This window comes from Pseudoalteromonas simplex, assembly GCF_015278155.1.
GTDB classification, from domain to species: Bacteria; Pseudomonadota; Gammaproteobacteria; order Enterobacterales; family Alteromonadaceae; genus Pseudoalteromonas; species Pseudoalteromonas simplex.
The window spans coordinates 44492-67163 of record NZ_JADILN010000013.1 but is presented as its reverse complement, the minus strand read 5'-3'; the positions used below and the strand labels follow the sequence as shown (position 1 = coordinate 67163).

General features: G+C 41.9%; 25 protein-coding genes. 13 read left to right on the top strand and 12 right to left on the bottom strand.

What is annotated here, in order from left to right; translation table 11 throughout:
- Positions 1 to 18: 18 nt before the first annotated feature.
- From IRQ78_RS18295 to cyaY, 6 genes are read right to left on the bottom strand one after another with little or no spacing between them, the layout of a single operon-like run.
- Positions 19 to 1128 carry a heme biosynthesis HemY N-terminal domain-containing protein gene (locus tag IRQ78_RS18295; protein WP_194442873.1) on the bottom strand — a complete coding sequence of 370 codons (1110 nt, stop codon included), beginning with the start codon at positions 1126 to 1128 and terminating at the stop codon, positions 19 to 21.
- Positions 1125 to 2945 (bottom strand): uroporphyrinogen-III synthase, encoded by a 1821-nt coding sequence (locus IRQ78_RS18290; protein ID WP_194442872.1) that lies wholly within the window; start codon positions 2943 to 2945, stop codon positions 1125 to 1127. The genes IRQ78_RS18295 and IRQ78_RS18290 overlap by 4 nt, the downstream gene beginning before the upstream one ends.
- A 1-nt stretch (position 2946) precedes the next feature.
- Positions 2947 to 3885 carry a hydroxymethylbilane synthase gene (hemC, locus tag IRQ78_RS18285; RefSeq protein ID WP_054554664.1) on the bottom strand — a complete coding sequence of 313 codons (939 nt, stop codon included), beginning with the start codon at positions 3883 to 3885 and terminating at the stop codon, positions 2947 to 2949.
- A 36-nt stretch (positions 3886 to 3921) separates the two neighbouring features.
- Positions 3922 to 4809 (bottom strand): DUF2914 domain-containing protein, encoded by an 888-nt coding sequence (locus IRQ78_RS18280; protein ID WP_194442871.1) that lies wholly within the window; start codon positions 4807 to 4809, stop codon positions 3922 to 3924.
- A gap of 22 nt (positions 4810 to 4831) precedes the next feature.
- Positions 4832 to 5488 carry an alpha/beta hydrolase gene (locus IRQ78_RS18275; protein ID WP_194442870.1) on the bottom strand — a complete coding sequence of 219 codons (657 nt, stop codon included), beginning with the start codon at positions 5486 to 5488 and terminating at the stop codon, positions 4832 to 4834.
- Complete coding sequence (gene cyaY / locus IRQ78_RS18270) at positions 5485 to 5808, bottom strand: iron donor protein CyaY (RefSeq protein ID WP_054554661.1); 324 nt, start codon at positions 5806 to 5808, stop codon at positions 5485 to 5487. The genes IRQ78_RS18275 and cyaY overlap by 4 nt, the downstream gene beginning before the upstream one ends.
- Before the next feature lie 148 nt (positions 5809 to 5956).
- Between cyaY and lptM the strand changes: the two genes are divergently transcribed.
- From lptM to IRQ78_RS18230, 8 genes are all read left to right on the top strand, one after another.
- A complete protein-coding gene (gene lptM, locus IRQ78_RS18265) occupies positions 5957 to 6136 on the top strand; it encodes an LPS translocon maturation chaperone LptM (protein ID WP_054554660.1) in 180 nt (59 codons plus the stop codon).
- Positions 6137 to 7390, top strand: a complete 1254-nt coding sequence (gene lysA, locus IRQ78_RS18260) for a diaminopimelate decarboxylase (protein WP_194442869.1) — start codon at positions 6137 to 6139, stop codon at positions 7388 to 7390.
- Between the two features lie 64 nt (positions 7391 to 7454).
- Positions 7455 to 8285 carry a diaminopimelate epimerase gene (gene dapF, locus IRQ78_RS18255; RefSeq protein WP_054554658.1) on the top strand — a complete coding sequence of 277 codons (831 nt, stop codon included), beginning with the start codon at positions 7455 to 7457 and terminating at the stop codon, positions 8283 to 8285.
- Positions 8282 to 8893, top strand: coding sequence for a DUF484 family protein (locus IRQ78_RS18250; protein WP_054554657.1), 612 nt, complete (start codon positions 8282 to 8284; stop codon positions 8891 to 8893). Before dapF ends, IRQ78_RS18250 begins: the two co-directional genes overlap by 4 nt.
- Complete coding sequence (locus tag IRQ78_RS18245) at positions 8890 to 9843, top strand: tyrosine recombinase XerC (RefSeq protein WP_194442868.1); 954 nt, start codon at positions 8890 to 8892, stop codon at positions 9841 to 9843. The genes IRQ78_RS18250 and IRQ78_RS18245 overlap by 4 nt, the downstream gene beginning before the upstream one ends.
- A gap of 12 nt (positions 9844 to 9855) precedes the next feature.
- Complete coding sequence (locus IRQ78_RS18240; protein ID WP_194442867.1) at positions 9856 to 10566, top strand: HAD-IA family hydrolase; 711 nt, start codon at positions 9856 to 9858, stop codon at positions 10564 to 10566.
- 67 nt (positions 10567 to 10633) lie between these two features.
- Positions 10634 to 11746 (top strand): retropepsin-like aspartic protease, encoded by a 1113-nt coding sequence (locus IRQ78_RS18235; RefSeq protein ID WP_194442866.1) that lies wholly within the window; start codon positions 10634 to 10636, stop codon positions 11744 to 11746.
- A 9-nt stretch (positions 11747 to 11755) separates the two neighbouring features.
- A complete protein-coding gene (locus IRQ78_RS18230) occupies positions 11756 to 12115 on the top strand; it encodes a HopJ type III effector protein (RefSeq protein WP_194442865.1) in 360 nt (119 codons plus the stop codon).
- Positions 12116 to 12129: 14 nt separating this feature from the next.
- On the opposite strand, the gene IRQ78_RS18225 is transcribed toward IRQ78_RS18230, so the two are convergent.
- Positions 12130 to 12537: a GNAT family N-acetyltransferase gene (locus tag IRQ78_RS18225; protein ID WP_194442864.1), complete on the bottom strand. Its 408-nt coding sequence runs from the start codon at positions 12535 to 12537 to the stop codon at positions 12130 to 12132.
- Positions 12538 to 12564: 27 nt separating this feature from the next.
- Positions 12565 to 12870 carry a DUF6482 family protein gene (locus tag IRQ78_RS18220; protein WP_054554651.1) on the bottom strand — a complete coding sequence of 102 codons (306 nt, stop codon included), beginning with the start codon at positions 12868 to 12870 and terminating at the stop codon, positions 12565 to 12567.
- Between the two features lie 80 nt (positions 12871 to 12950).
- Between IRQ78_RS18220 and IRQ78_RS18215 the strand changes: the two genes are divergently transcribed.
- The 3 genes from IRQ78_RS18215 to IRQ78_RS18205 all read left to right on the top strand — a co-directional run bounded on the left by IRQ78_RS18215 (position 12951) and on the right by IRQ78_RS18205 (position 15295).
- Positions 12951 to 13637: a pseudouridine synthase gene (locus IRQ78_RS18215; RefSeq protein ID WP_187490998.1), complete on the top strand. Its 687-nt coding sequence runs from the start codon at positions 12951 to 12953 to the stop codon at positions 13635 to 13637.
- A gap of 68 nt (positions 13638 to 13705) precedes the next feature.
- Positions 13706 to 14080, top strand: a complete 375-nt coding sequence (locus IRQ78_RS18210; RefSeq protein WP_054554650.1) for a BlaI/MecI/CopY family transcriptional regulator — start codon at positions 13706 to 13708, stop codon at positions 14078 to 14080.
- 9 nt (positions 14081 to 14089) lie between these two features.
- Positions 14090 to 15295, top strand: a complete 1206-nt coding sequence (locus IRQ78_RS18205; RefSeq protein ID WP_194442863.1) for a M56 family metallopeptidase — start codon at positions 14090 to 14092, stop codon at positions 15293 to 15295.
- Positions 15296 to 15373: 78 nt separating this feature from the next.
- Here the strand turns inward: IRQ78_RS18205 and IRQ78_RS18200 are convergent, their stop codons facing one another.
- Positions 15374 to 15757, bottom strand: a complete 384-nt coding sequence (locus IRQ78_RS18200; RefSeq protein WP_194442862.1) for an MAPEG family protein — start codon at positions 15755 to 15757, stop codon at positions 15374 to 15376.
- Between the two features lie 495 nt (positions 15758 to 16252).
- Between IRQ78_RS18200 and IRQ78_RS18195 the strand changes: the two genes are divergently transcribed.
- Entirely contained in the window at positions 16253 to 17131 is an 879-nt protein-coding gene (locus IRQ78_RS18195) for a DMT family transporter (RefSeq protein WP_138598955.1), read from the top strand.
- Positions 17132 to 17171: 40 nt separating this feature from the next.
- On the opposite strand, the gene IRQ78_RS18190 is transcribed toward IRQ78_RS18195, so the two are convergent.
- Both IRQ78_RS18190 and IRQ78_RS18185 read right to left on the bottom strand, forming a co-directional pair.
- Positions 17172 to 17489, bottom strand: a complete 318-nt coding sequence (locus IRQ78_RS18190; protein WP_054554646.1) for a DMT family transporter — start codon at positions 17487 to 17489, stop codon at positions 17172 to 17174.
- Positions 17489 to 19021, bottom strand: a complete 1533-nt coding sequence (locus IRQ78_RS18185) for a carbon-nitrogen hydrolase family protein (RefSeq protein ID WP_194442861.1) — start codon at positions 19019 to 19021, stop codon at positions 17489 to 17491. Before IRQ78_RS18185 ends, IRQ78_RS18190 begins: the two co-directional genes overlap by 1 nt.
- A gap of 243 nt (positions 19022 to 19264) precedes the next feature.
- On the opposite strand from IRQ78_RS18185, the gene IRQ78_RS18180 reads away from it, so the two are divergent.
- Entirely contained in the window at positions 19265 to 20356 is a 1092-nt protein-coding gene (locus tag IRQ78_RS18180) for a GGDEF domain-containing protein (RefSeq protein ID WP_194442860.1), read from the top strand.
- Here IRQ78_RS18180 and IRQ78_RS18175 read toward each other — a convergent pair.
- Positions 20353 to 22635 carry a penicillin acylase family protein gene (locus IRQ78_RS18175; protein ID WP_194442859.1) on the bottom strand — a complete coding sequence of 761 codons (2283 nt, stop codon included), beginning with the start codon at positions 22633 to 22635 and terminating at the stop codon, positions 20353 to 20355. The two genes, IRQ78_RS18180 and IRQ78_RS18175, sit on opposite strands and share 4 nt — an antisense overlap.
- Positions 22636 to 22672 lie beyond the last annotated feature (37 nt).

Here is a 22672-nt window from a genome sequence, read left to right as displayed (position 1 = left end):
TTGCCGGCTGAAGTAAAATTATTGATAGAGTACCAATGCTTTTTCTGGTTGGGCACTCTTACTATAACTAAGAACCGCTTGCTGCAAATAGGCATGGCGGTTATCAGCATTAAGCGCTTTATCAAACACCCGCGCAGCTAAGTCATATTCACCATGCGCATTTGCTAAACATGCAAGGGCTAATAGTAAATCTGTATTTTCGGTATCTTTTTTTAATACATCCTGCAAACTTGATTGCAACTTGAGTGCATCGCCAGCGCTACTAGAACGTAAAATACGTGCTAAGTCTTTATGTTGCAGCGGTTTTTTTATCATTTTAATTAAGCTTAGCTCAATTTTGTTTAACTCACCTGCCTTCGCCATCGCCGTTAAATAGCTTACCTCAGCATGTGGTTTCAGGTTTTTGGCTAATTGCTCATAACGCTCAGTTAAATCTCTGTTTGATTGAGCTGCAAAGTAACTATCAAAAAGTTGTTGCCACTCTTGCTCTGAAAGTGTTTTTTTGCGCAATAAACGCGGCATAAAGTCATTCAATGACGCCCACTTTTGCTCTTTTACCAATACATGGGCATACATTTTAAGCTCTAAACTCGTGGCTTTTTTGCGCTCAGCTAACGCTTTAAGGTCAGCAAAAATGGTGCTGGTTTCACCGCTAGCAATCCATAAATTAGCCACTTTTAACTGCTTATCCTGGCTTATTTTATCAAGATAACTAACCGCTTTTTCGCTCTCATTATTAGCTAATGCCGCTTTAGCAAGAAGCGCATAACGTATATCGCTCCACTTATCTGCAACACTATTGTTATCAAGTGCAAGCTCAAGCTGTGCATAATCGTTATTAATTAAGCTCCATACACCTTGCTCAATAGCCGCTTGTTTACGCTCTTCACTGCGCGCAAAAAAGCCATGGCGTGTATGGCTATATAAAGATATTACGTAACGGCAAAGCTTATAAAGTAAAAACAGTGCAGCGAATGCTAATATTAAAAGTGCTGTGATGCCCCAAATAGTCCCTTCAATGGTTGTTTTATTAAAGGCAATTAGTACATAACCCTTTTGATCTATAAAAAAAGGGGCAATCCCTAAGCAGACTGCTATTGCAATAATGATTAATAAAAAGCGGATCATTGTGCCCACTCCTTCACCTGCTCAGTACTTTGTAGTGACACTTTTGGACTAAAATCGAGCTGCTCTTTCGAAAGCTCAGCAAGACTTTTTAAGGCCGCTTTTGTTTGCGCATCATCTTGTTTAAAGTAATCTTTTACCAAGCTATGAGCAGCATCAACAGCACTAAAATACACACTACTTTGTTTACTTAATACCGCATCTTGCGCTTGAGCTAAGTATAAACTTAAGCGCTGTTTTACTAGGTGACGCTCTTGCTCACTTAAAAATGGTGCGATAACCGTATCTTCACGTGTGCGCACTTTAACAAAGAAGTCTTTAAACTGCTGCCACGACTTCGCAAGGTTTTGACGCCACTCACTGACATTTTCACTTAATTGATTTGGGTCTTCTTTGACGACCTCTTCAGGGAGTGAAATAGCATTAAATACCAGTTCATCCACTTTTTGATTAATGCCATGTAGTTTTAAATAAATTGCTTCAACAGCCACAGACTCTATGGCATTCAAGGTTTGTAAATCTTGGTGAATTGCTTGGCGAATAGCGCCTGTACCCGGGTGTTCTGCAAGTAAGCTATCTAAGCGAGATAACACAGCAGCAGCCCCTTGGTAATCGTGCTCTGCCCACAATTTAAATTCGGCCATACGCTGCAAGCTTGTGACTTCTTGCGGATTAAGCGTGAAAGTTTGCTGCTCGGCGCGCTTTAAAGCCGCTTGTAATTGCTGCTGTGTTTGCTCAGCACTTTCATTTAGTGCATCAGTGACCTTTTGTTCACTGCTATAAAGCGAGTGCTGCATTGTTTGTTGGGCACTTTTTAATGCATCAATTTGCTGCTGTAAGCGAAGGTTTTCATCTGTCAGCTCAGTCAATGCCACAGCCGATTGCTGATCGCTATTTAATTTTAGATAAAACTCATAGCCAACTGCACAAGCCACTAAAAGTGAAATAAGTAACGCTAAGCTACCTGTTTTGCTGATGCCTCTTTTAGCTTGTACAGGCGCTTTTGCCCCAGTATTTGCCGTTTGCGCTTTTTTCTCTGGCTGTGCAGTCACTGGCTTTGCGGGTTGTTTTGATTCTGCTTCACTCATTTTGCTACCTTGCTGATTAATGCAGGTGAACATAGCGTTGTCGCTCGCCCCTGCAGCAATATATATCTGTGTTCTTACGACATTTTGTTGCTTTAAATAGTCTGCGATACGCTCACTGGCAACGAAAAATTGTCGCTCTTTCAACCATGCAAGCTGAGGCTCATTTAAACCATTAAAAATGGCATCCACCGCTGCATTACTGGTAATGACTATACCTTCTACACCAATTGTTTGCCAGTGGTCCATCCACTTGCCCGGTTCGCTCTCAATTGCGCTTCGCTTGTAAACAACCAATTGATTTAATAAAGCACCACGTTGTTTTAACGTTTTTGCTATGGTCGTGCGTCCACCTTCACCTTTCACTAAAACAATGTTACTTAGTTCAACATCTTGTAGTGTTTTTAATTCAAGCAGACCTTCTGAATCATGCTGTTTGGGCACTGCGGCTCGTCGCCCAAAGGCTTCATAAACCGCATCAGCCGTTTGCTGACCGACCGCATAAAGTTGCGCTGCTTTGTTGATGGTTGGTGTGAGTTTTAACAAGGCATGCACGGCATCTTGCGAGATAAAAATGATTTTATCGGCATTTTCTAGCGGCGCGAGCTCACTACTATTTACTGTGAGGTAATCTAAGGTAAGGACTGGGCACAGGGTTGTTTGATAACCCGCCTGCTGAAGCTCAAGAGCAAGCTCAGTGCCTTTTCCTTCTGGACGAGTTATCAAAATATGCATATTAAGCGTCTCTATATACTTCAGCTAAAATTTTATCAGCACCTTGCTCAAGTAGCTTTTCAGCAAGTGTAATACCTAACTGCTCTGCGTCAGCCACTGGGCCTGTCACTTCATCACGTAGCATTTGGCTACCATCAATAGCGCCCACTAAACCACGTAAATGCACTTGCTCACCATCGACCAATGCAAATGCACCAATAGGTACTTGGCAACCACCTTCTAAACGGCGATTCATAGCACGCTCGGCATTTACACGAATGCGTGTTTCATTATGTTCAAGTGGCGCTAACAGTGCTTTTGTTACTTCATCATCAATACGGCACTCAATACCCACAGCACCTTGACCATTTGCAGGTAATGATACCTCTGGCTCGATAAAAGCTGTAATACGCTCTGGCATTTCTAAACGAATTAGACCCGCTGCAGCTAGGATGATTGCATCATATTGTCCATCATCTAGTTTTGCTAAACGCGTATTAACATTACCGCGTAAGTCACGAATGTCTAAATCAGGGCGCGCTTCGCGAATTTGGCATTGGCGGCGTAAGCTTGATGTACCAACAATAGCGCCTTGAGGTAACTCATCTAAACTCTTGTAGTTATTTGATACAAACGCATCGCGTGGGTCTTCACGTTCACAAATTGTGTGTAATGCTAAACCTTCAGGAAACTCAACAGGCACATCTTTCATTGAATGCACCGCAATATCTGCGCGACCATCAAGCATGGCTTGCTCAAGCTCTTTTACGAATAAGCCTTTACCACCAATCTTGGCCAGTGGTGTATCAAGGATAATATCGCCTTGTGTCGACATAGGAACCAACTCTACCGTTACGTCGTCATGGAAGTGCTCTAGTTGAGCTTTTACAAATTCAGCCTGCCATAAAGCAAGTGCACTTTTACGGGTCGCGATACGAACTAGTTTTGTTGTCTGTGTCATGAAAAATCCAATTAATTATCAGGCTGATACTAAATATTACTCAGCTAAAATTCTAAATTCTTTTTGGGCCAGTAAGTTGCCATCTGCGTCAATAACTTCAACACGCCAATCACCCAGTTGCTCTGGCATGATGTTTTTCGTTGAATAAGTACGAAAACGTGGACTGCTTACGGCCAATTCAATCGAAGCAAGCTGTTGGTCTTGGTAATACCATTGGTGACGAACAGTTTGTCCCTGCATATTTCTAAGCTCGCTAAAAAAGCTCAGGCTACTGCTAATTTGCGCTAATTTTATATCGTTTTTTAAAACGTTTACTGGTTCTCGATCAACAACATCGGTAGTTAATACTGCGCGGCTTACTTTATCTGTGTCTATTTTTGCGCCAATTGCGACACTGGCAATATGTGCTGACCGTGAAAACTGCTGCTGAGCATCAGGTGCTGCTGCAATTTCAACTTGCTGTTCAGTTTGTGATGCTTCTTCATCAGGAATAACGGCTAATGTTTCAGGTTGTTGCTCATCAATAACCTCTTCACTGTCGATCTCAGCCTCTACTGATGTAACGTCAGGCTCTACAATGTTTGAGCTCACAACCTCTGCTTTAGCCGTTGCTGTGTTATCAACCAACGGTGTTTGCTCATTCATTGACGGAGCAACAACTTCTTTTGGCTCTTCTTGCTCAGCGTCATTTAAAGAGGTTTGTAATTCAGCATTTGTAAACTCTGCTTGTGATTCATCTTGCGGTGATTGCTCAGCATTTACAGCACCAATAAAGCTATACACTAATATAGCCAGCGCAACTAAGATAACACTGCTGACCATAAAGATGCGTCGCCAATGCCATTGATAAGTCACTGCTGTCGGTGCTGAATTAACCGGTTCAACGGTATTCATATTTGCTGTAATTACAAGTTTCTTTGTCATGTTGGCCTCTAAAACCAAAAAATTAACTCAAGCGAGCAATTAACCACTCTCGAATAGCCATTAGTTCTTCACCACAAACTTGGTGCGCCATCGGATAGTCTTGCCAGCTTACTTCCATGTTATTTGCGCTAAGCACATCAAATGCTTGTCTGCCTGCGCTATGCGGTACCACATCGTCAAATCGACCATGTGCCATAAAAATGTTTAACCCCTGCTGCTTGGCTTCATCGGCAAATTTTGCAGGCACACACATATAGGTTGAAAGTGCCATTACACCCGCTAATTTATAATCTAGACGTGGCGCTAAGTGCAGCGATACCACACCCCCTTGCGAAAAACCGGCAAGAATAATTTTGTTAGGAGCGATACCTTTTGCAATTTCTTGGTCAATAATTGCAGCCACTTTTGCAGCAGATTCACGCACTCCTTGCTCATCGGCACGCTTATCTAAATCCATCGATTTAATATCGTACCAAGAGCGCATTGCCATACCACCATTTAAGGTGACCGGTTGCACTGGCGCATGTGGAAACACAAAACGCACACCAAGCTCTTTTGGTAAAGCAAGTTGCGGTGCAACGGGCGCAAAACCATCACCTGAATCGCCTAAACCATGTAACCAGATAACCGTTGCTTTGTGTTCAGCTTGCGCTGGATATTCAACAAACTCTAAACTCATAGTTCAGAACGCCATTCAATTGTTTGACCTGCTTGGCGAGTTGCCGCATCACACATAAATTGCCAAAACTCTGCACCTGAGCGGTTATCAATCCACTTATCGTCGCGTAGTTCAAAATGGTGACCATTAAATTTAGTCGCGACCCAAACTTGGTGTAATGGTGCTTGCTTGTTGATCACTATTTTACTGCGATCAGGAAAGATGATTTCTAAAATACCTGACGCTGATTCATAGTCTAAATCGGCATCACATTCATCGATTTGCTCTTCAATAGTTAGCATTAATGCATCGGCTAGTGTGTGGTATTCATGATCAGTCATTTTAGTGTCCTTTAACTGGCTTTAAGCCTAGATCTGGGGGCAGATTGTGTACATCAAGTGTAACAGGAATAAATTCATCCGCGAATAGCTGCATTTTTTAAATATTCTGTTACTCTGCGATTATAAAGCCAGCAACCGTATTAATCTAATGAAAGAGACTCATAGCCAAAAATTAAAAACCATTTTACCTCTAAGCGCCCTTCTACTAACCCTAGCAGGTTGCGGACAAAGTGGTGCTCTTTATCTGCCAGATGATACTAAGCCGCCTGCAAAGTCTCAGCCGCAAGCTGATCCATCCGAACAACCAGAGCAAAAACAGGACCAATAGATGGACTTTTTTAACTACAATAATAATCAGCTGTTCGCTGAAGACATCGCTGTCAAAGAGCTTGCCGAACAATATGGTACGCCTTGTTATATCTATTCTCGCAAAACCTTTGAACGTCATTATCTAGCATTTGCTGAAGCTGCTAAGTCACATAAAAGCTTGGTATGCTATGCCGTAAAAGCCAACTCAAATATTGCCGTGCTGAATATTTTAGCGCGACTTGGCTCAGGTTTTGACATCGTTTCAAAAGGTGAGCTTGCGCGTGTCATCCAAGCAGGCGGAGACGCAAGTAAGGTTGTGTTTTCTGGCGTTGCAAAAACCGCTGACGAAATTACTTATGCACTTGAATTGGGGATCAAGTGTTTTAACGTTGAGTCAGTGGCTGAGCTTGAACGAATTTCAAAAGTGGCAACAGATCTTAACTTGGTGGCACCGATTTCGATTCGCGTAAACCCAGATATAGATGCAAAAACGCACCCCTATATCTCAACTGGTTTAAAAGAGAATAAATTTGGTATTGATATTCAAACTGCGGTGACTGTGTATCAACATGCAGCATCATTACCCGGTTTAAAAATTACCGGTGTAGATTGCCACATCGGTTCGCAGCTAACGGAAATAAAACCTTTCTTAGCAGCCCTTGAAAAAGTACTGACTCTTATCGAAGAGTTAAAAGCGGTTGGCATCAAGCTAACACACCTAGATATCGGTGGTGGTCTTGGCGTGCCTTATAATGGCGAAACACCTCCTCACCCGAGCGAGTATGTTGATAAAATTACCGCTCGATTAGCAGACTACCAAGATTTAGAACTTATTTTTGAACCTGGTCGTGCGATTGCAGCCAACGCAGGTATTTTAGTTACTAAAGTTGAGTTTATTAAACAAAACCAAGATAAGTTTTTTGCTATTGTTGATGCAGGCATGAACGATATGTTGCGTCCATCGCTGTATCAAGCTTGGCAAAGTATTGTGCCAGTTGAACCTCGCGCAGATGATACGCCTACTTACAACTACGACATTGTCGGCCCAGTCTGTGAAACCGGCGACTTTTTAGGCAAAAACCGTGAGCTTGCACTTCAAGCCGGTGACCTTTTAGCGCAGCGCAGCGCTGGCGCGTATGGTTTCACTATGAGCTCAAACTACAACTCACGCCCGCGTGTTGCAGAGATTATGGTGGATGGTCAGCAAAGCCATTTAATTCGCCAACGCGAAACCTTAGAAAGCCTTTGGCAAGGTGAGAAAATTTTACCATAAACGTTTTTATAACCGCCCTGCTCTGTGGCATGATTAGCTCAGAGCAAACCCGAATTAGAGCGTTATGTTAGTTAATTTTTCAAAAATGCACGGCCTAGGTAATGACTTTGTCGTTATTGATAACATTACTCAAAATGTTTTTTTATCACGTGATCAAATAAAGAAGCTGGCAGATCGCCATTTCGGCATTGGCTTCGATCAACTGCTTATGGTTGAAGCCCCTTACTCTCCTGATCTCGATTTTCATTATCGTATTTTCAATGCCGATGGTAACGAAGTTGAACAATGCGGCAACGGCGCGCGCTGTTTCGCCCGCTTTGTACGTATGAAGGGCCTGACCAATAAGCATAAAATTTCGGTTTCAACAAAATCTGGTAACCTCACGCTTTATATAGAGAAAGATGGTCAAGTAACGGTAAATATGGGCCACCCTAATTTTGAACCGAACAAAATTCCATTAAAAGCCAGCAAGCGTGAGCTGACCTATATTCTTCGCACTGAAGAACACACAGTATTTAGTGGCGCAGTGTCGATGGGTAACCCACATTGCGTGTTAGAAGTTGATGACATTCATACCGCAGAAGTCACCACCTTAGGCCCACTCCTTGAAAATCATGAGCGTTTTCCACAACGTGCAAATGTTGGTTTTATGCAGGTAATTTCGCAAGATCACATTAAACTAAGAGTGTGGGAACGTGGCGTTAGTGAAACCTTAGCCTGTGGTACAGGTGCTTGTGCTGCGGTCGTGGTTGGACAAATTCAAAGTAAACTTGCTAATACCGTACAAGTTGACTTACCCGGCGGCAGTTTACAAGTACGTTGGCAAGGCGAAGGCCACCCTGTACGAATGACAGGCCCTGCTGAGCATGTTTTTGATGGACAAGTGGCACTATGAGCAAACTAACAGAACAACAAATTGCTGACTATTTAAAAGCACACCCTGATTTTTTTATCAAAAACCCGGATGTTCTCGCTGAAGTTGAACTACAACAACAAACGGCGGGAGCAACGTCTTTGGTACATATTCAACAGCGCCAATTACGTGAACACAATACGTTATTAAAAAATAAGATTGAGCAGCTCGTTGAACAAGCAAAAGAAAACGAGTTAATTTACCGCTTATTTAGCGACTGTCATCGTCAGTTATGGACTAACTACGACTTTACGACACTGGCTAGCAATTTGCGCAATATTATCTGCACTAATCCATCCATTAACGAATGCCACTTAGTTAAGTACGATAAAAAGTTTGATGAATTAATTGCTCATCGCCTGCAAAACGACGGCATTTACTTGGGTCGAGTAAGCCAACAAGAAAGAGACTTACTGTTTTCAGACACGACTCAATCGACTGCTTTATATCTAATTGGTAACACAAAACACCCTGTGGCTATTTTGGCGTTTGGTAGTGATGACGTAAATCACTTCGAACCGGCAAAAGACAGCTTTTTTGTCCTTGAGTTTGTGCGATCATTGCAACTGCGCTTATTGGAACTTGCATGAGCGATGTGACGACGCCAGACATTAATGAATTAAGTGATGCTTGGCGAACACCCATCCAACTATTTGCAGACTACTTACGCTACGAAAAACAATACTCAGCGCATACAGTAAACCAATATACGAGCCAGCTAGGCTTCGCAGCTTTGTACTTTAGTAAACTATGTGAAGACTGGTTTGCTGTTCAAGGTGAGCATATTCGCCGTTACAGCATGCAAATGCGCAGCAAACAATTGAGTGGTCGCACAATCAGTTTAAAACTGAGTTGTATTCGCAGTTTATATAAATTCTTAAAAGCCAAAAATATAGCCAGTCAGGCATATTATCACAATCCGGCAGAGGCCATTAAAGGGCCAAAATTTTCCAAGCCTTTACCCAAAAATTTAGACGTAGATCAAATGGCTAAGCTACTAGAACTGCCAGATGATGAGCCTTTAGCTATTCGTGACAAAGCTATGATGGAATTAATGTACTCTTCGGGTCTGCGCATTAGCGAGTTAGTTGGCGCTAACATACAAGATATAAACCCGACTGAAGGCGAAATTTTAGTCCGTGGTAAAGGTAACAAAGAACGCTTATTACCTGTAGGCAGCAAAGCGCTCAGTGCATTAAAAGCATGGCTGAAAATTCGCCCTCAATTTGCACATCCTGATGAAATAGCCGTGTTTGTTAGCAGCCAAAAAAAGCGAATTTCCGTACGCCAAGTTCGCTTACGGATGCAAGAATGGGGCATTAAGCAAGGGATCAGCTCACAAGTGCATCCGCATAAATTGCGCCACTCATTTGCATCACATATTTTAGAATCATCAGGGGATCTGCGTGCCGTACAAGAACTGTTAGGACACAGTAGCTTGTCTGCAACTCAAGTTTATACGCATTTAGATTTTCAGCATTTAGCTAAAGTGTACGATAACACCCATCCACGCGCTAAAAAGCGCTCAACATCAGAGTAAACCCTTGTCATTATGATCCGATTTAACCGTGCCCTATCGCCAGTTTCTGTTTTAAGTTTTGATTTAGACGACACACTTTACAACAACCATCCGATCATAAAATCAGCCTTGCAAGCACAAGCTGATTACCTCGAGGCATTAGACCAATGGCCAGCCGATAGCATGAGCTACTGGTTAACATGCCGCGATAAAGCTTTAAAACATGATGCGACTTTAATTGATGACGTTACGCGCTGGCGACAAGCAGCATTACACTATGCCATGACCGATCTGGGTTTTTCAGCAGAGCAAGCTCAGTTGCATGCCGAAAATGCTTATCAGGCATTCGCTGATGCCCGCAGTCAAATAACCGTTACTGATGAAGTACTTGAATTACTTAATAACCTCAGTAAACACTACCGCCTCATCGCCATCACCAATGGTAATGTCGAAGTAGAAAAGTTTAACCTTAATGGTGTGTTTGAGTTAGTTTTACAAGCAGGCCCACACGGAAAAGCGAAGCCGCACAGCGCCTTGTTTGATAGCGCAGCAAAGCAGTTAGAGGTTAATCATAAAGAAATTTTGCACATTGGCGATAGCCTAGATACTGATGTACAAGGTGCCAATAATGCTGGCTGCCAAAGCGTTTGGCTTAATAACCAAGCAACGCAATATCGTTATCAAGGATTAGCAGATATTGAGATCAGTAATATCATGGCGCTCAATCATTTAGTTAAAAAGTAACGACTTTAAAAAATGTGTTTTATGCTGAGTAAGTAAATAACACAGATTAAATGATTGGGCAAAACGGATGAATGCTTTTCTTAAATTAATATTGCTATGCTCTCTTAGCTTAAACGGTTACTTTATTTGGCAGCTTTTTAACCCGGCAAAGCCGTTAGAAATAGAAACTGTCGCACCAGCGCCTAAAGTACAAAAAGGCACAACGTTACCAGCCCACTTTCAACAAGCTGTTGCGCTATTTAGCAACCAATTATTCGACAAAGCGGTTGCTGAGTACACTAAATTACTTATGAATGAACCTCGCTATGCAAGGCAACTTAAACAAATTTGGCAACAACAACTTGAGACATGGCTTTCCCATCAAAAATTCACCTTAAGTGAGCAATTTTTAACGGCCTTTTTAAATAGTCACCCTTACGATGTTACCATGCTTGAACTTGAGGCAAAGCGTTTAATAGCACAAGGTGATACCCAACAAGGTATTATCAATTTACTGGCGCTTAGCAACCAGTTAGACAGCAATGATAAGCAACAACTTAACAAACAAATAGACGAGCTAAGTACAACCTATATTGATGAACTTATTGCAACGCAACAATGGCAAGCCCTACTTAATATTAGTCAACAATGGCTTGATTACGCGCCTGGCAACGCGCATTACTTATATAACAATGCATTAGCTAGCTACCATTTAGAAGATTATGTCGCGAGCCAAATAACCCTAGATCAACTACCCGAAGATCATGACTATAAACAACAGGCTGAGCAATTACATCAGTTGATTCAACAAGCCCTCGCAGGTGTTGAAATTATAAAATTAACTGCTCGAGGTTCGCACTATTTGGTGAACAGTATCATCAACGATGATATCGAAACCGAGCTGATGATCGACACCGGCGCTAGCTTTACTGTAATTAACCAAACATTATTAAACTCGCTTAACACCCCAGCCAATTACCTTGGCACCTTACAAGTAAACACAGCTAATGGAATTGTTGAAGCACAGCGTTATCAGCTCGAGTCGTTTCAAGTCGGTCAACAACGTATTCGTAATTTTGAAGTGCTGGTAATAGAAAATCATGTTGGCTATGGCTTGCTTGGTATGAACTTTTTAGAGAATTTTAAGTTTAATATCAATCAGCAAGTGAATGAGTTAGAGTTGATAAAGAACAATTTTTAAGGACAAGCAATGACTCTTAACGAATTTCTTTCGAAATTAGCAAGCACACCGCAGCAAATTGAGTTTACCGATACCATGGCGGTCATAGACAACAATTATGACTTTACCCCAAGTGGTTTTAACAATCATGGCCTGCTAAGCGCGGCAAATGAAAATAATGGCTCGTGTAAAATTTTTGCCTTTGCTAAGCTAAATCAACTGAGTAAACAAAACACCCTAGATTGCTTTGGCGCGTTTTATCATAATGACGTATTACACAATCCTGAAGGGCAAGACCATATGAACATTCGCACCTTTATGCTTGCCCCTGAAGCGACCCCTTTCTTAGGGATTACTTTTACCGAGCAAGACGTGCTAAAAGCGAAGTGAGTAAAAGCCAATAGTTAAAGGCTTTTTTCCATAAAATAACGGCAGCCGTCGAGTGGGTAGTTACGCATTTCATATTTAACTAGGTAGCCGTTGTTTTCGTAAAAGGGTTTAGCTTGGAAATCGAGCGTATCAAGTTGTGCGGTGTTTGCACCAAGTGCTTTAGCTTTACTCTCTAATTCATTGAGTAATCGTGTCGCAAGTCCTTTACCACGCGTCTTATCATCACACCAAAGCCAACTAATAAGCAGCCAATTGCCAAATACCTGACCATGAATACCAGCAACCACACTGTTTTGTTTATTAACGAACTTAAAACCAACGGGAATACGCTCGGCATTAAAATACGCGGCGTTGAAAGCCACAATATGTTCTCTAAGCTGGTTGTTTAAATCAGCTGAGTCATCACTTTTTAATTGATACATATACTCAGTATACGCTTATATCGTTAATCAGTATAAGTGGTTCTTACCATAGGGTACTTCAAGCATGTTGCTGGCCAGCTTTTCGGGCTGACCACACATCTCATCATAAGCACTAGTGTGGCGTAAAACCATATCACCATAACTTAGGTGATCGAGGCGCTTTTGAATGTGCAACGGGCTAATATCACGAATAAACTCACCTTGCTCATCAGTAACATAATACTCAACGTTATTGATCAGCACAGACACCTGATACAGCGCCATTTCTAATGAATGAAGGATAACCTTTTGCAGTGGTTGGTGAGCTGCAAGCTCTGATAATTTGATAGGCATGTGCATTCCTCTTTGGTGGTGGAACTATTCATACGTGATTTTGATATACTGTGATCAAATTAATTGTACAAAAATAACTCATGCCAGAAAAGGTACGACTTGCTAAATTTATTGCCCATGCGGGTGTTTGCTCTCGAAAGCAAGCATCGCGCTTGATAGATCAAGGTGAGGTAACAGTAAATGGCCGTGCCGCAAATCATATAGATCATGTTGATGAGCACGATGATGTGATTGTACTTGGCGAAAAAATTTTAGCTAAGGCACCACTCACCTACTTTGCTTATCACAAGCCTGTTGGTATAGATTGCAAATTAAATGCTGATGACCCAACAAGCCTTATTCATAGCCTGCCTAAAACCACTCGCGTTTACCCAATTGGCCGGCTCGACAAAGACTCCCGAGGTTTGTTGATTTTGACCAATGACGGTGAGTTTTGTAATCAACTGATCCACCCTGATTACCACCAACCCAAACGCTATTTAGTCACCGTTGATAAGTCCCTTGATAGCGATTTTTGTAAAAAAATGGCGGGCGGTGTGCCTGTCGATAAACAAATAACCCTCCCTTGCACGGTGACTCAAGTCAGCGAAACACAGTTTTGCATCGTCTTAAAACAAGGTTTAAATCGGCAAATACGTAAAATGGCTCGTTTTTGTGGCTACAAAGTCATCGACCTTTACCGCACAGATATCGCAAAACTGTCACTCACCACGCTGAATTTGCCCGAAGGACAAATAGTCAGTATCAAAAAAAGTGACATTCTCTAACAAAAAAGTTTGCATTAATTGATTACACGTGTAATCTTTAATTAAAGATTACATCTGTAGGCATAAAAATGATTGAACTTTCTAAAGCTGAATTCGAAGTATTAGATGCAGTATGGCTTGGCTACCCAGCCACAGCTAGTGAAGTAATTGCGCGTTTAAGTGACGATAAAGAATGGCACGAAAAAACCATTAAAACGCTACTAAGCCGTTTAGTTAAAAAAGGCGCTCTTAGCTTCGAGAAACAAGGCCGCCAATATAACTACACTCCTTGCATCGCCCGTGAAGAATACACATTAAAAGAAAGCCAAAGCTTTATTGAACGCTTCTTTAATGGCCGTATTGCGCCACTGGTGAGTGGCTTTGCTAAATCAGAGCAACTCTCGCAACATGATATTGATGAGCTGAAAAAGGTCATTGATGATTGGGAAAAACAGCAAAAATAAGGCGTTGTTATGTTAGATGCATTTTTTAATTGGCTGTTAGATCAACAACTTTTGATCTCATCTGCAATTATGTTTTTATTGCTGCTAGAGCGAAAGTTACTAAGCCAGCTATCGGCACGCTTGGTTTATACACTGTGGGCGCTTTTACCAATTAGTTTATTGTTAGCGAACCTACCAGAGCACTTAAAGCCAATTCAAAACGACTTTATCAGTAAGCTGACTATCACGCCAAACACAGCAATAATGCCACAGTTTACGCTCACTTGGTTTGCTATTTATGGCTTTATTAGTGCCGCACTGCTGATCACTGCCGTATATTTTCATTACCGTTTTCTAGCGAAACTGCAGTTAGCGCCAATTACGCTTGATCATCACAGCAATCAAAGTATGCACTTATACCAAAGCAACCAAGTGAGCTCACCTATGGTTGTTGGGGTTTTAAATACCAAGTTAGTGCTGCCTACAAACTATCAAAGCCACTACGATAACCATGCTTTAGCGCTTATTTTAGAGCATGAATTAGTGCACATTAAACGCAAAGATAACCTAATTAATGCCATCGCTTTAAGTGCCACTATTTTGTTGTGGTTTAACCCTGTCGCTTGGCTTGGTTATGCAAGTCTGCGCCGTATTCAAGAGCTTTCATGTGATGAGCAAGTACTCAAAAATAAATCAACTGAACAACGAATTTTATACAGTAAGGCATTAGTGCACTGTGCAAGCTTTAGCAGAACAGGCTTAATGGCTTATTCACAATACGGAGATAAAAACACCATGTTACAACGTCTAAATCAGATCAAGCAGATCGACAACAGCTCATTTATTGCAAAAACAGCGTTAGTTATTTTTACAATGGGCATGCTTAGCAGTTTTGCCATTGCAAAACAGCCGATGTCAGTTGAAAAGACAAAAGACTATCAAGCGGTAATGCGCGTAGAGCCGATATACCCAATTCAAGCGGCAGAGCAAGGTATAAGCGGTTCAGTCGTTTTGAAATACGATATTTTACCAAGCGGCGCCACCAGCAATGTTAGTGTGGTGAGTGCAGAGCCTGAAGGTGTTTTCAATCGAGAAGCGAAAAGAGCCTTAAAAAAATGGCAGTATGCGCCGTCTGAATCTGGCTTTAAAAACGCCTTAGTGCAACTCGATTTTGCCTTAGACGAAAACTATCAAGCAAAGGATTTAATAGAGAAAATTAAAGTTAGCTCTAAGTAAAAGTAACCACTTAAGACCCTAAAGCAAGCGCCTTATTTAAGCCGCTTGCTTTGTGGTTTTTGACTACTAGCTCTATCGCTAAATACAAAGAGCAATCATCGCCACAGCACAAACATAGCCAACAAGCCAAACTAATGAACGTAAAATATCCTGGTTTATGTAGTAGAAAATACAATACAACACACGGGCAATAACATGCACAATCGCAAGGGTCTCAGTTACCTGATAGACATTATTGCTACCTATAACGACTGCCAACGCGACCGCAAAAATAATCAGCGATTCAAAGCTATTTTGATGTGCTGCCAACGCACGAGCACCAAAGCCGGTTAGTTTAGCTTGTTGCTCGCGAGGGTGCTTATTGTCGTAGCCTGCCAACTTATTTTGAGCAAAAGCCACAGGCGCTTTGGCTAAATAGGGTATGAGTACTGCGATGAGTGCGCAGATAATCAGTGTGGTCATGATATTTCCTTATCTTTTAACTATAATACCCTACCCTAGCGTAAACAAAAAAAAGCCGCTACTTAAAACAGCAGCGGCCAGCAATAGCATCATTGTCACTATAGTCTAAAGTCAGCATAAAAGCCCTGCGGCATATTGTCACAGCTGAGTTTTTCTCAAGTTGGTCGATAAGCTGATGCTCTCATACTTTGGTTTTGTTACTATATACCCAAGCCTCCTCAAGATGCAGAATTCAGCGTTTCACAGGAGCTTAATATCAAGGCGGTACTTTGCAAGAATGGCAGTCCCTTTTAAGAAGTAACAACGATGAGAGTAAGTGCCTGTGAAGCGCCCAAAGGGTTGGTTTAAAAGCGATTTATACTGCGTTATTGATTTTAACAATAGAACCACTATTATTTGCAATCAATGCCTTGCCTAAATCGCTTTTAATTCCAACTGAAACTCACATCTTGAGGTGGCTTGGGTATAAATACTCCTCATTAATTTATTTTCAATATGACTTGGATTTTCTTAACTATTTTTGCGGCATTTATGCAGTCGTGGCGCAACGCTTTGCAAAGCAAACTCAGTGCAACAGTGAGTGTTGCCGGGGTAACGCTTGCTCGCTTTATCGTTGCCAGCCCAATTGCTGCCCTGTATTTATTTGCACTTTATCAATATCAAGACGCCGCACTTCCTGACTTTAATCTGGCTTTTATTGGCTACATTGTTGGCGCCAGTATCGTCCAAATTGTTGCCACAGGTTTAATGGTAAAGCTGTTTAAAATGAATAACTTTGCAGTCGGTGCAGGGCTTGCTAAAAGTGAAGCGCTAATGGCGGCCATTTTAGGTGTCATGTTCTTTGGCTCAGCACTGTCGTTACTGGGCTGGGTTGGCGTATTTATTGGTGCAATTGCGGTACTGCTATTAAGTGGCATCGCGAATGTTAAACACTTTAATTTGGGCACCGCACTGCTTGGGCTTGCTTGCGGCACTTCTTTTGCTCTCTCTTCATCATGGATCCGTGAAGCAAGTTTAAGTTCAGGGCTGACTTTTCCGCATTCTGCAGCTTGGGTGTTAGTGCTGATAATCAGTTTACAAACACTGATGCTATGCGTGTATATTGCATTCAAAGAGCGCGATACTTTTAAGAAAATGTGGCAACACAAAGGCACCACGACCGCTGTTAGTATTTGTAGCTGTTTAGGTTCTATTGGTTGGTTTAGCGCCATGAGCTTGCAGCATGTTGCTTATGTAAAAACACTGGGGCAGATAGAAGTATTTTTTACCATTATGGTATCGATTCTTTGGTTAAAACAGCCGTTAAAACGCCAAGACACGGCGGGGCTTGTGTTAATTGCACTGGCTGCCATTCTTGTAATGCTACCCAATTAGGCTTATTCCTAGTCATTAAAAAAGCGGCTATGCCGCTTTTTTAATGACTAATCTTTAGGGTTATTACACCACTAATTATCAACAGTACTCCGGCAATGCGGCCAAAAGTGGCGGCATCCCCATAAAATAAAATACCAACCAAGAAAGTGCCAGCAGCACCAATACCTGTCCATACTGCATAGGATGTCCCCATCGGTATATCCTTTTGCGCCAACCACAACATAAAGCCACTAGCGACCATAAAGGCGACGGCTATTGCAATGCCTAACCAGCGACTGTCTGCCTGTTGAGACATCTTAAGGCCAACAGGCCAGCCAATTTCTAACAGACCTGCGACAATTAAATACAACCACGCCATTATTGTTCTCGCTTTTTCAAAATTACATCATATAAATCTTCACGGCGGTCTTTTAAGTTTCTTACCGTTCCTTCACTGTGAAGAATTTTAAGTTTATCCATATCTAAATCACTGAATAACAGCATTTCAGTATTTGGCGTTGCTTCATTCAAGGTTGCATCATGCGGGAACGAGAAATCTGAAGGGGTAAGCACTGCTGATTGCGAATACTGTACATCTAAGCTTTCTACTTCAGGTAAGTTACCAACCGAGCCTGCAATCACAACATAACATTCATTTTCGATTGCACGTGCTTGCGCACAATGACGAACACGTAAGTAACTATTTTTTGTATCTGTCCAAAATGGCACGAACAAAATATCTAATCCTTGCTTAGCGAGAATACGCGACAGCTCAGGAAACTCTACATCGTAACAAATTTGAATACCGACACGACCCGCATCCGTTTCAAATACCGCAATTTTATCACCGCCTTGGATCACCCAGTCATTTTGCTCGTGAGGGGTAATATGAATTTTACGCTGCTCATCAATTTTACCGCTACGGTGGCACAAATAGCTGACATTATAAATCTTGTCGTCTTCAGCGAGTGGCATGGAACCGGTGATAATATTGGCATTGTATTCAACCGCCATGCGCGACATCGCATCACGGAAGGTTTCTGTGTATTCGGCCAGATAACGAATGGCTTCCGTTTGATTGCTTTGCTCAGTGAGACCCATTAACGGGGCATTGAAAAATTCCGGAAACAGAATAAAGTCACTTTTATAATCTGATACTGTATCAACAAAATACTCCACCTGCTTGAGCAGCTCTTCCACAGACTCAACACAACGCATTTGCCATTGTACGGCACCGACACGGACAATTGATTTGGTCGACTCAAGTACCGTATCAGTCGGCTCAAACATAATGTTATTCCACTCTAGTAAAGTGGCATAACCAACTGACTCCTGATCTTCAGGAAGGTATTTTTTAAGTAAACGTTTAACTTGGAAATCATTAGATAGCTGAAAGCTTAAAATCGGATCATACAGCTCTTTGTGGTCAACTTTTTCGATGTACTCCATCGGAGACATCTCTGCACTGTGATTGTAATAGCGCGGAATACGTCCACCCGCTAAAATAGCGCGCAAGTTATACTGACGGCACAGCTCTTTACGCGCATCGTATAAGCGACGACCCAGTCGCATCCCTCGGTGAGTTGATGAAATCACCACATCTAAACCATAAAGTGCATCACCTTCAGGATCACTAAATACACGGTCGTGACCATCAACAATATCTTCGTAGGTATGTGGGTTAGAAAAGCGCGCGTAATCAACCTGTACACTCAAGGCGATGCCTACTAAAACACCATCGTCAACAATGCCTATTTGCCCTTCCGGAAACTGGTCTATTAGCCTAAAAATAGTATGGCTTGGCCAAGCACCTCCAAGCCCTGGGTAAGCTTGATCCATGAGGGTCTTTATTTGTGGGTACTGTTCTTTAGTTAGATTACAAATCTCTAAATGCGTTTTTTCCGCCGGCATAACTACTCCTTTTTAGGCACGAAAATAATATCAAGGCAAACGGCAAGCCGATATCAATGATGGTTTGATTAGAGTGGCATTAATTCACAGTCCTGCCAAGCTTAAAGCTTAGCAAAAACGAAGTGAACTGGTGTTTAACCCGATTAAATTAAATGAATTAAAGAAACAGAAATCTCTTTAATTCTTCACAGCCTAAATTTTAATCTATACTAGTTTTTACACCTAGCTGTCTAAGAGGTCCGGTTGCTAAAACATCTCTTAAAACAACCTAAGCAATCAGAGTTACAAGAAATAGAGCATGTTAAGTTTCTTATTATTTTGAAGATTGCTTACTTTGCACTCGCAGTCCACGTTGTGCTAATTCCCGTTTTCGCTCACATTGGTGCAGTTACTTTGGCAATAGTAAATGTTCTAAGTGTGTGTGCATGGGCTGGAGGAATTTTTCTAATCAAACAAGGTTTAACCTCCTTAGCTCTTCGTGTGTTTTGTCTTGAAGTTGTTATTCACTCAACCATTGTTTGTGCAATGCTTGGCTTAGATGCAGGATTTCAATTTTATCTATGGACTGTGTCTTGCCTGTTAATGATCGACTATCAACTAACTCTAAAGCGAGCTTCTTTGTATAGCGTGTTAATGATCATTGCTTTTGCATTGTTGTATGTGTTTTTTTCAAATACAAACTACCCTTTTGCTTACTCTGAGCTGCTTCCCCATATTAAAATAATTAATATAATTATTGCTGGCTTACCTATGATTTATGGCATGGGCTTCATTAGAGAGATTACTCTTTCACAACGACTAGAGTTAACGGAAATGGCAGCCCGGGATCCTCTTACAAAACTTTTCAATCGCCGCTTTGCTAAAAAGCTAATTATGAATGCACGCAAAAGTTGCATAAATAATAACAGCCCTCTTTGCATGGCCATGGCAGACATCGATCAGTTTAAAAGAATCAATGATAATTACGGGCATGATAAAGGTGATACTATTTTAGTGAATATTTCACGACTCATCAGTGAATTCATGAGCGAGGATGATATTGCAGTTCGTTGGGGCGGAGAAGAGTTTTTACTAATACTTACTCAATCTAATGAACGCCAAGCCTTTGCAAAAATTGAAGCTTTGCGTACAAAAATAGCAGCATTGGAAGCTCACCCTGACTGTCCGGATTTAAAAGTAACTATGAGCTTTGGTTTAATTGAATGGCAACCCCTTACTCCCATAGAAAAAATGCTGCAGTATGCAGATTCAGCGCTGTATGAGAGCAAGCACTCTGGCCGTAATAAGACCACGATAGTGCATGCTCAAAGTACATTTTTTGAAAATGAAGATTAATTAATTGCCTCAATAGTAATGCTATGTGCAATCTCTTGCGGCAATAATGGCGTTAAACCATTACTGACATAATCGTTAAACCCGGCACGATAAAATTCTGACAATGGATGCCCAGATTGCCCACCCGGAATAGCCATAATCGCTTTATCTAAATGCCCTGGTTGAACAATAAAGCGCTGCGAAGCACCAAAACTACGCCCTTGTACTGAAGGCATAAAGGTATCACCAAACCCAGGCGCCGTAGGCATATTCAATAAGCTTTTAAGTACCGGTATTTGCTTGGCAAATGGGTGCTCAATCACTAACTCGTTGACCTTACCCCACTCCCAGCTGTGCGGGTTGTTACCGTACTGCTCGGTTAGTTTAGTGATAACGCGATCAAATGCAGCTAGCATTTGCTGATTCCAGTTTGCATACTCTGGGTTTAACCATGCTTCAAGCTGCGCTTCGATAAGTTGCCAAACAGCAGGCTCTAAGTCTCGTTTTACTGGTTTTAAGCTGCTGTCGAGGGCTTTTAGCTTATTCTCTAATGGACTAAATAAACCATTAATTACTTCACTGCGGTAACGCTTTACTAAGGTATAACCAATTGAATCGCTACAAGCACACGCCTGCCAATTATTTAGCTCTTTTAAATACAGCGCATATTTATCGCCTGCGTTGCTGAGCTGTTTGACCAGCAGTTTATGCCAAGCTGTTAAGAATCGAGCTTCATTATCATGTTGTAAGTCATAAAAATCTTGTTCGTTGAACTGTTGCTTTTCAAATAAACGATCGCGAATTTGTGCCGAGCGAGCCCCCATGGCATAAGCACCATTACCAAAGCGCTGGTCATCCTCTGCGGAAACAACGCGTGAGTTGCCCGTCCATAATCGGCCACTGTCTGGGTTTTTAACAAATGGACGCAGCGTTTCGTTTTCATGCCACGCTGCAGGATACGCTTGCTCAGCCACCGCTAATTGATGGGGCTCTTTACGGGCTGGAACGGCTCCCATATTCTTCCAAGCGGCGTTACCTTGATCATCAACAACCATTAAATTTTGGACAGGAATACCCACCTCAGCCGCAAGCGCTAGTGCATCATCAACCGTACTTGCTTGCTCAAGCTTAAGTAATTCCATATCAACCGCATACTCATGGTGAGCAACCCAACTTAGTGCATATGGTTTGCCATTAATTTCTTTTACTGGGCCATATTCACTCATGGTTAAAGCATAATTTTCAATGCTGCCGTCATTGAGTAAGATGGGTTCATCTATCTGCCACGTTTTCTCTTTACTCTCAAGGGCTATCCAATCGGCTGTATCTAAATAACCATTGGTGAACCCCCACGCTATTTTATTATTGGTACCAACTACAATTGCTGGAGCGCCAGGTAAAGACACACCGGTGATTTGCTGCATTTCACCATTGAGTGGATAATTGAGCTGGGCACGGTACCAAATGATTGGTACTGCAAATGATAAGTGCATATCGTCTGACAACATTGCAGCACCAGTTTCAGTTAACTGCCCAGTAACTGCCCAGTTATTACTACCAAGCTCCTTGCGCTCTGCAATCTCAGTCATAGCCCATTGAGCGTCTTTGAGATTTGGAATACCGCCGTTATAAGGTGCTAATAGGCTGTTATCGAGCGCCGCTTGATAAAGGCTAGGCTGAGTAATAAAGTCGACCATCGCCTTACCGTAGAGATCTTCGATTTCGATCAGTGTTCTGTCGCGTTCAAAGGTAGCCGTTTGCAAATCTAAATACATACTAAAAATGATTAGTAAGCTGTCTTCACTTTGCCAAGGTTTTGCTTCAGCGCCAGTCAGTAAATATTCAAAACTATCGAAACCTACTTGCGCATGACCCTCATTAACCCCATTCGCGTAAGCTTTTAATAGCGCTTTATCTTTTGCTGGTAACTGCGCAACAGCAATCTGACTACGTTTGCGTAACTGATGAAAACGCATTTTTTTATCAAGCCCAACAGCAGCTTTACCAAATAATTCACTAAGCTCACCTGCGGCATTACGGCGCAGTAAATCCATTTGAAAGAATCGGTCCTGACCATGCGCAAAACCAAGAGCATAGGCTGCATCTAAACGGTTTTCGGCATGAATAACAGCCAGCCCTAAAGTGTCTCGTTCAATCTTCACTGATTGCGAAATAGCGTCGCTTTTACCCCGGCCATCAAGAGCCGGTAAACTTAGATTTAATACACCATAAACAAGCCCTGTTGCGAGTAACACCACAACGAACAAACCTATTAATAACCATTTGATTATCTTGAACATGCCATTTACCCTTGCGCTAAAGTAACACTGTATTAAC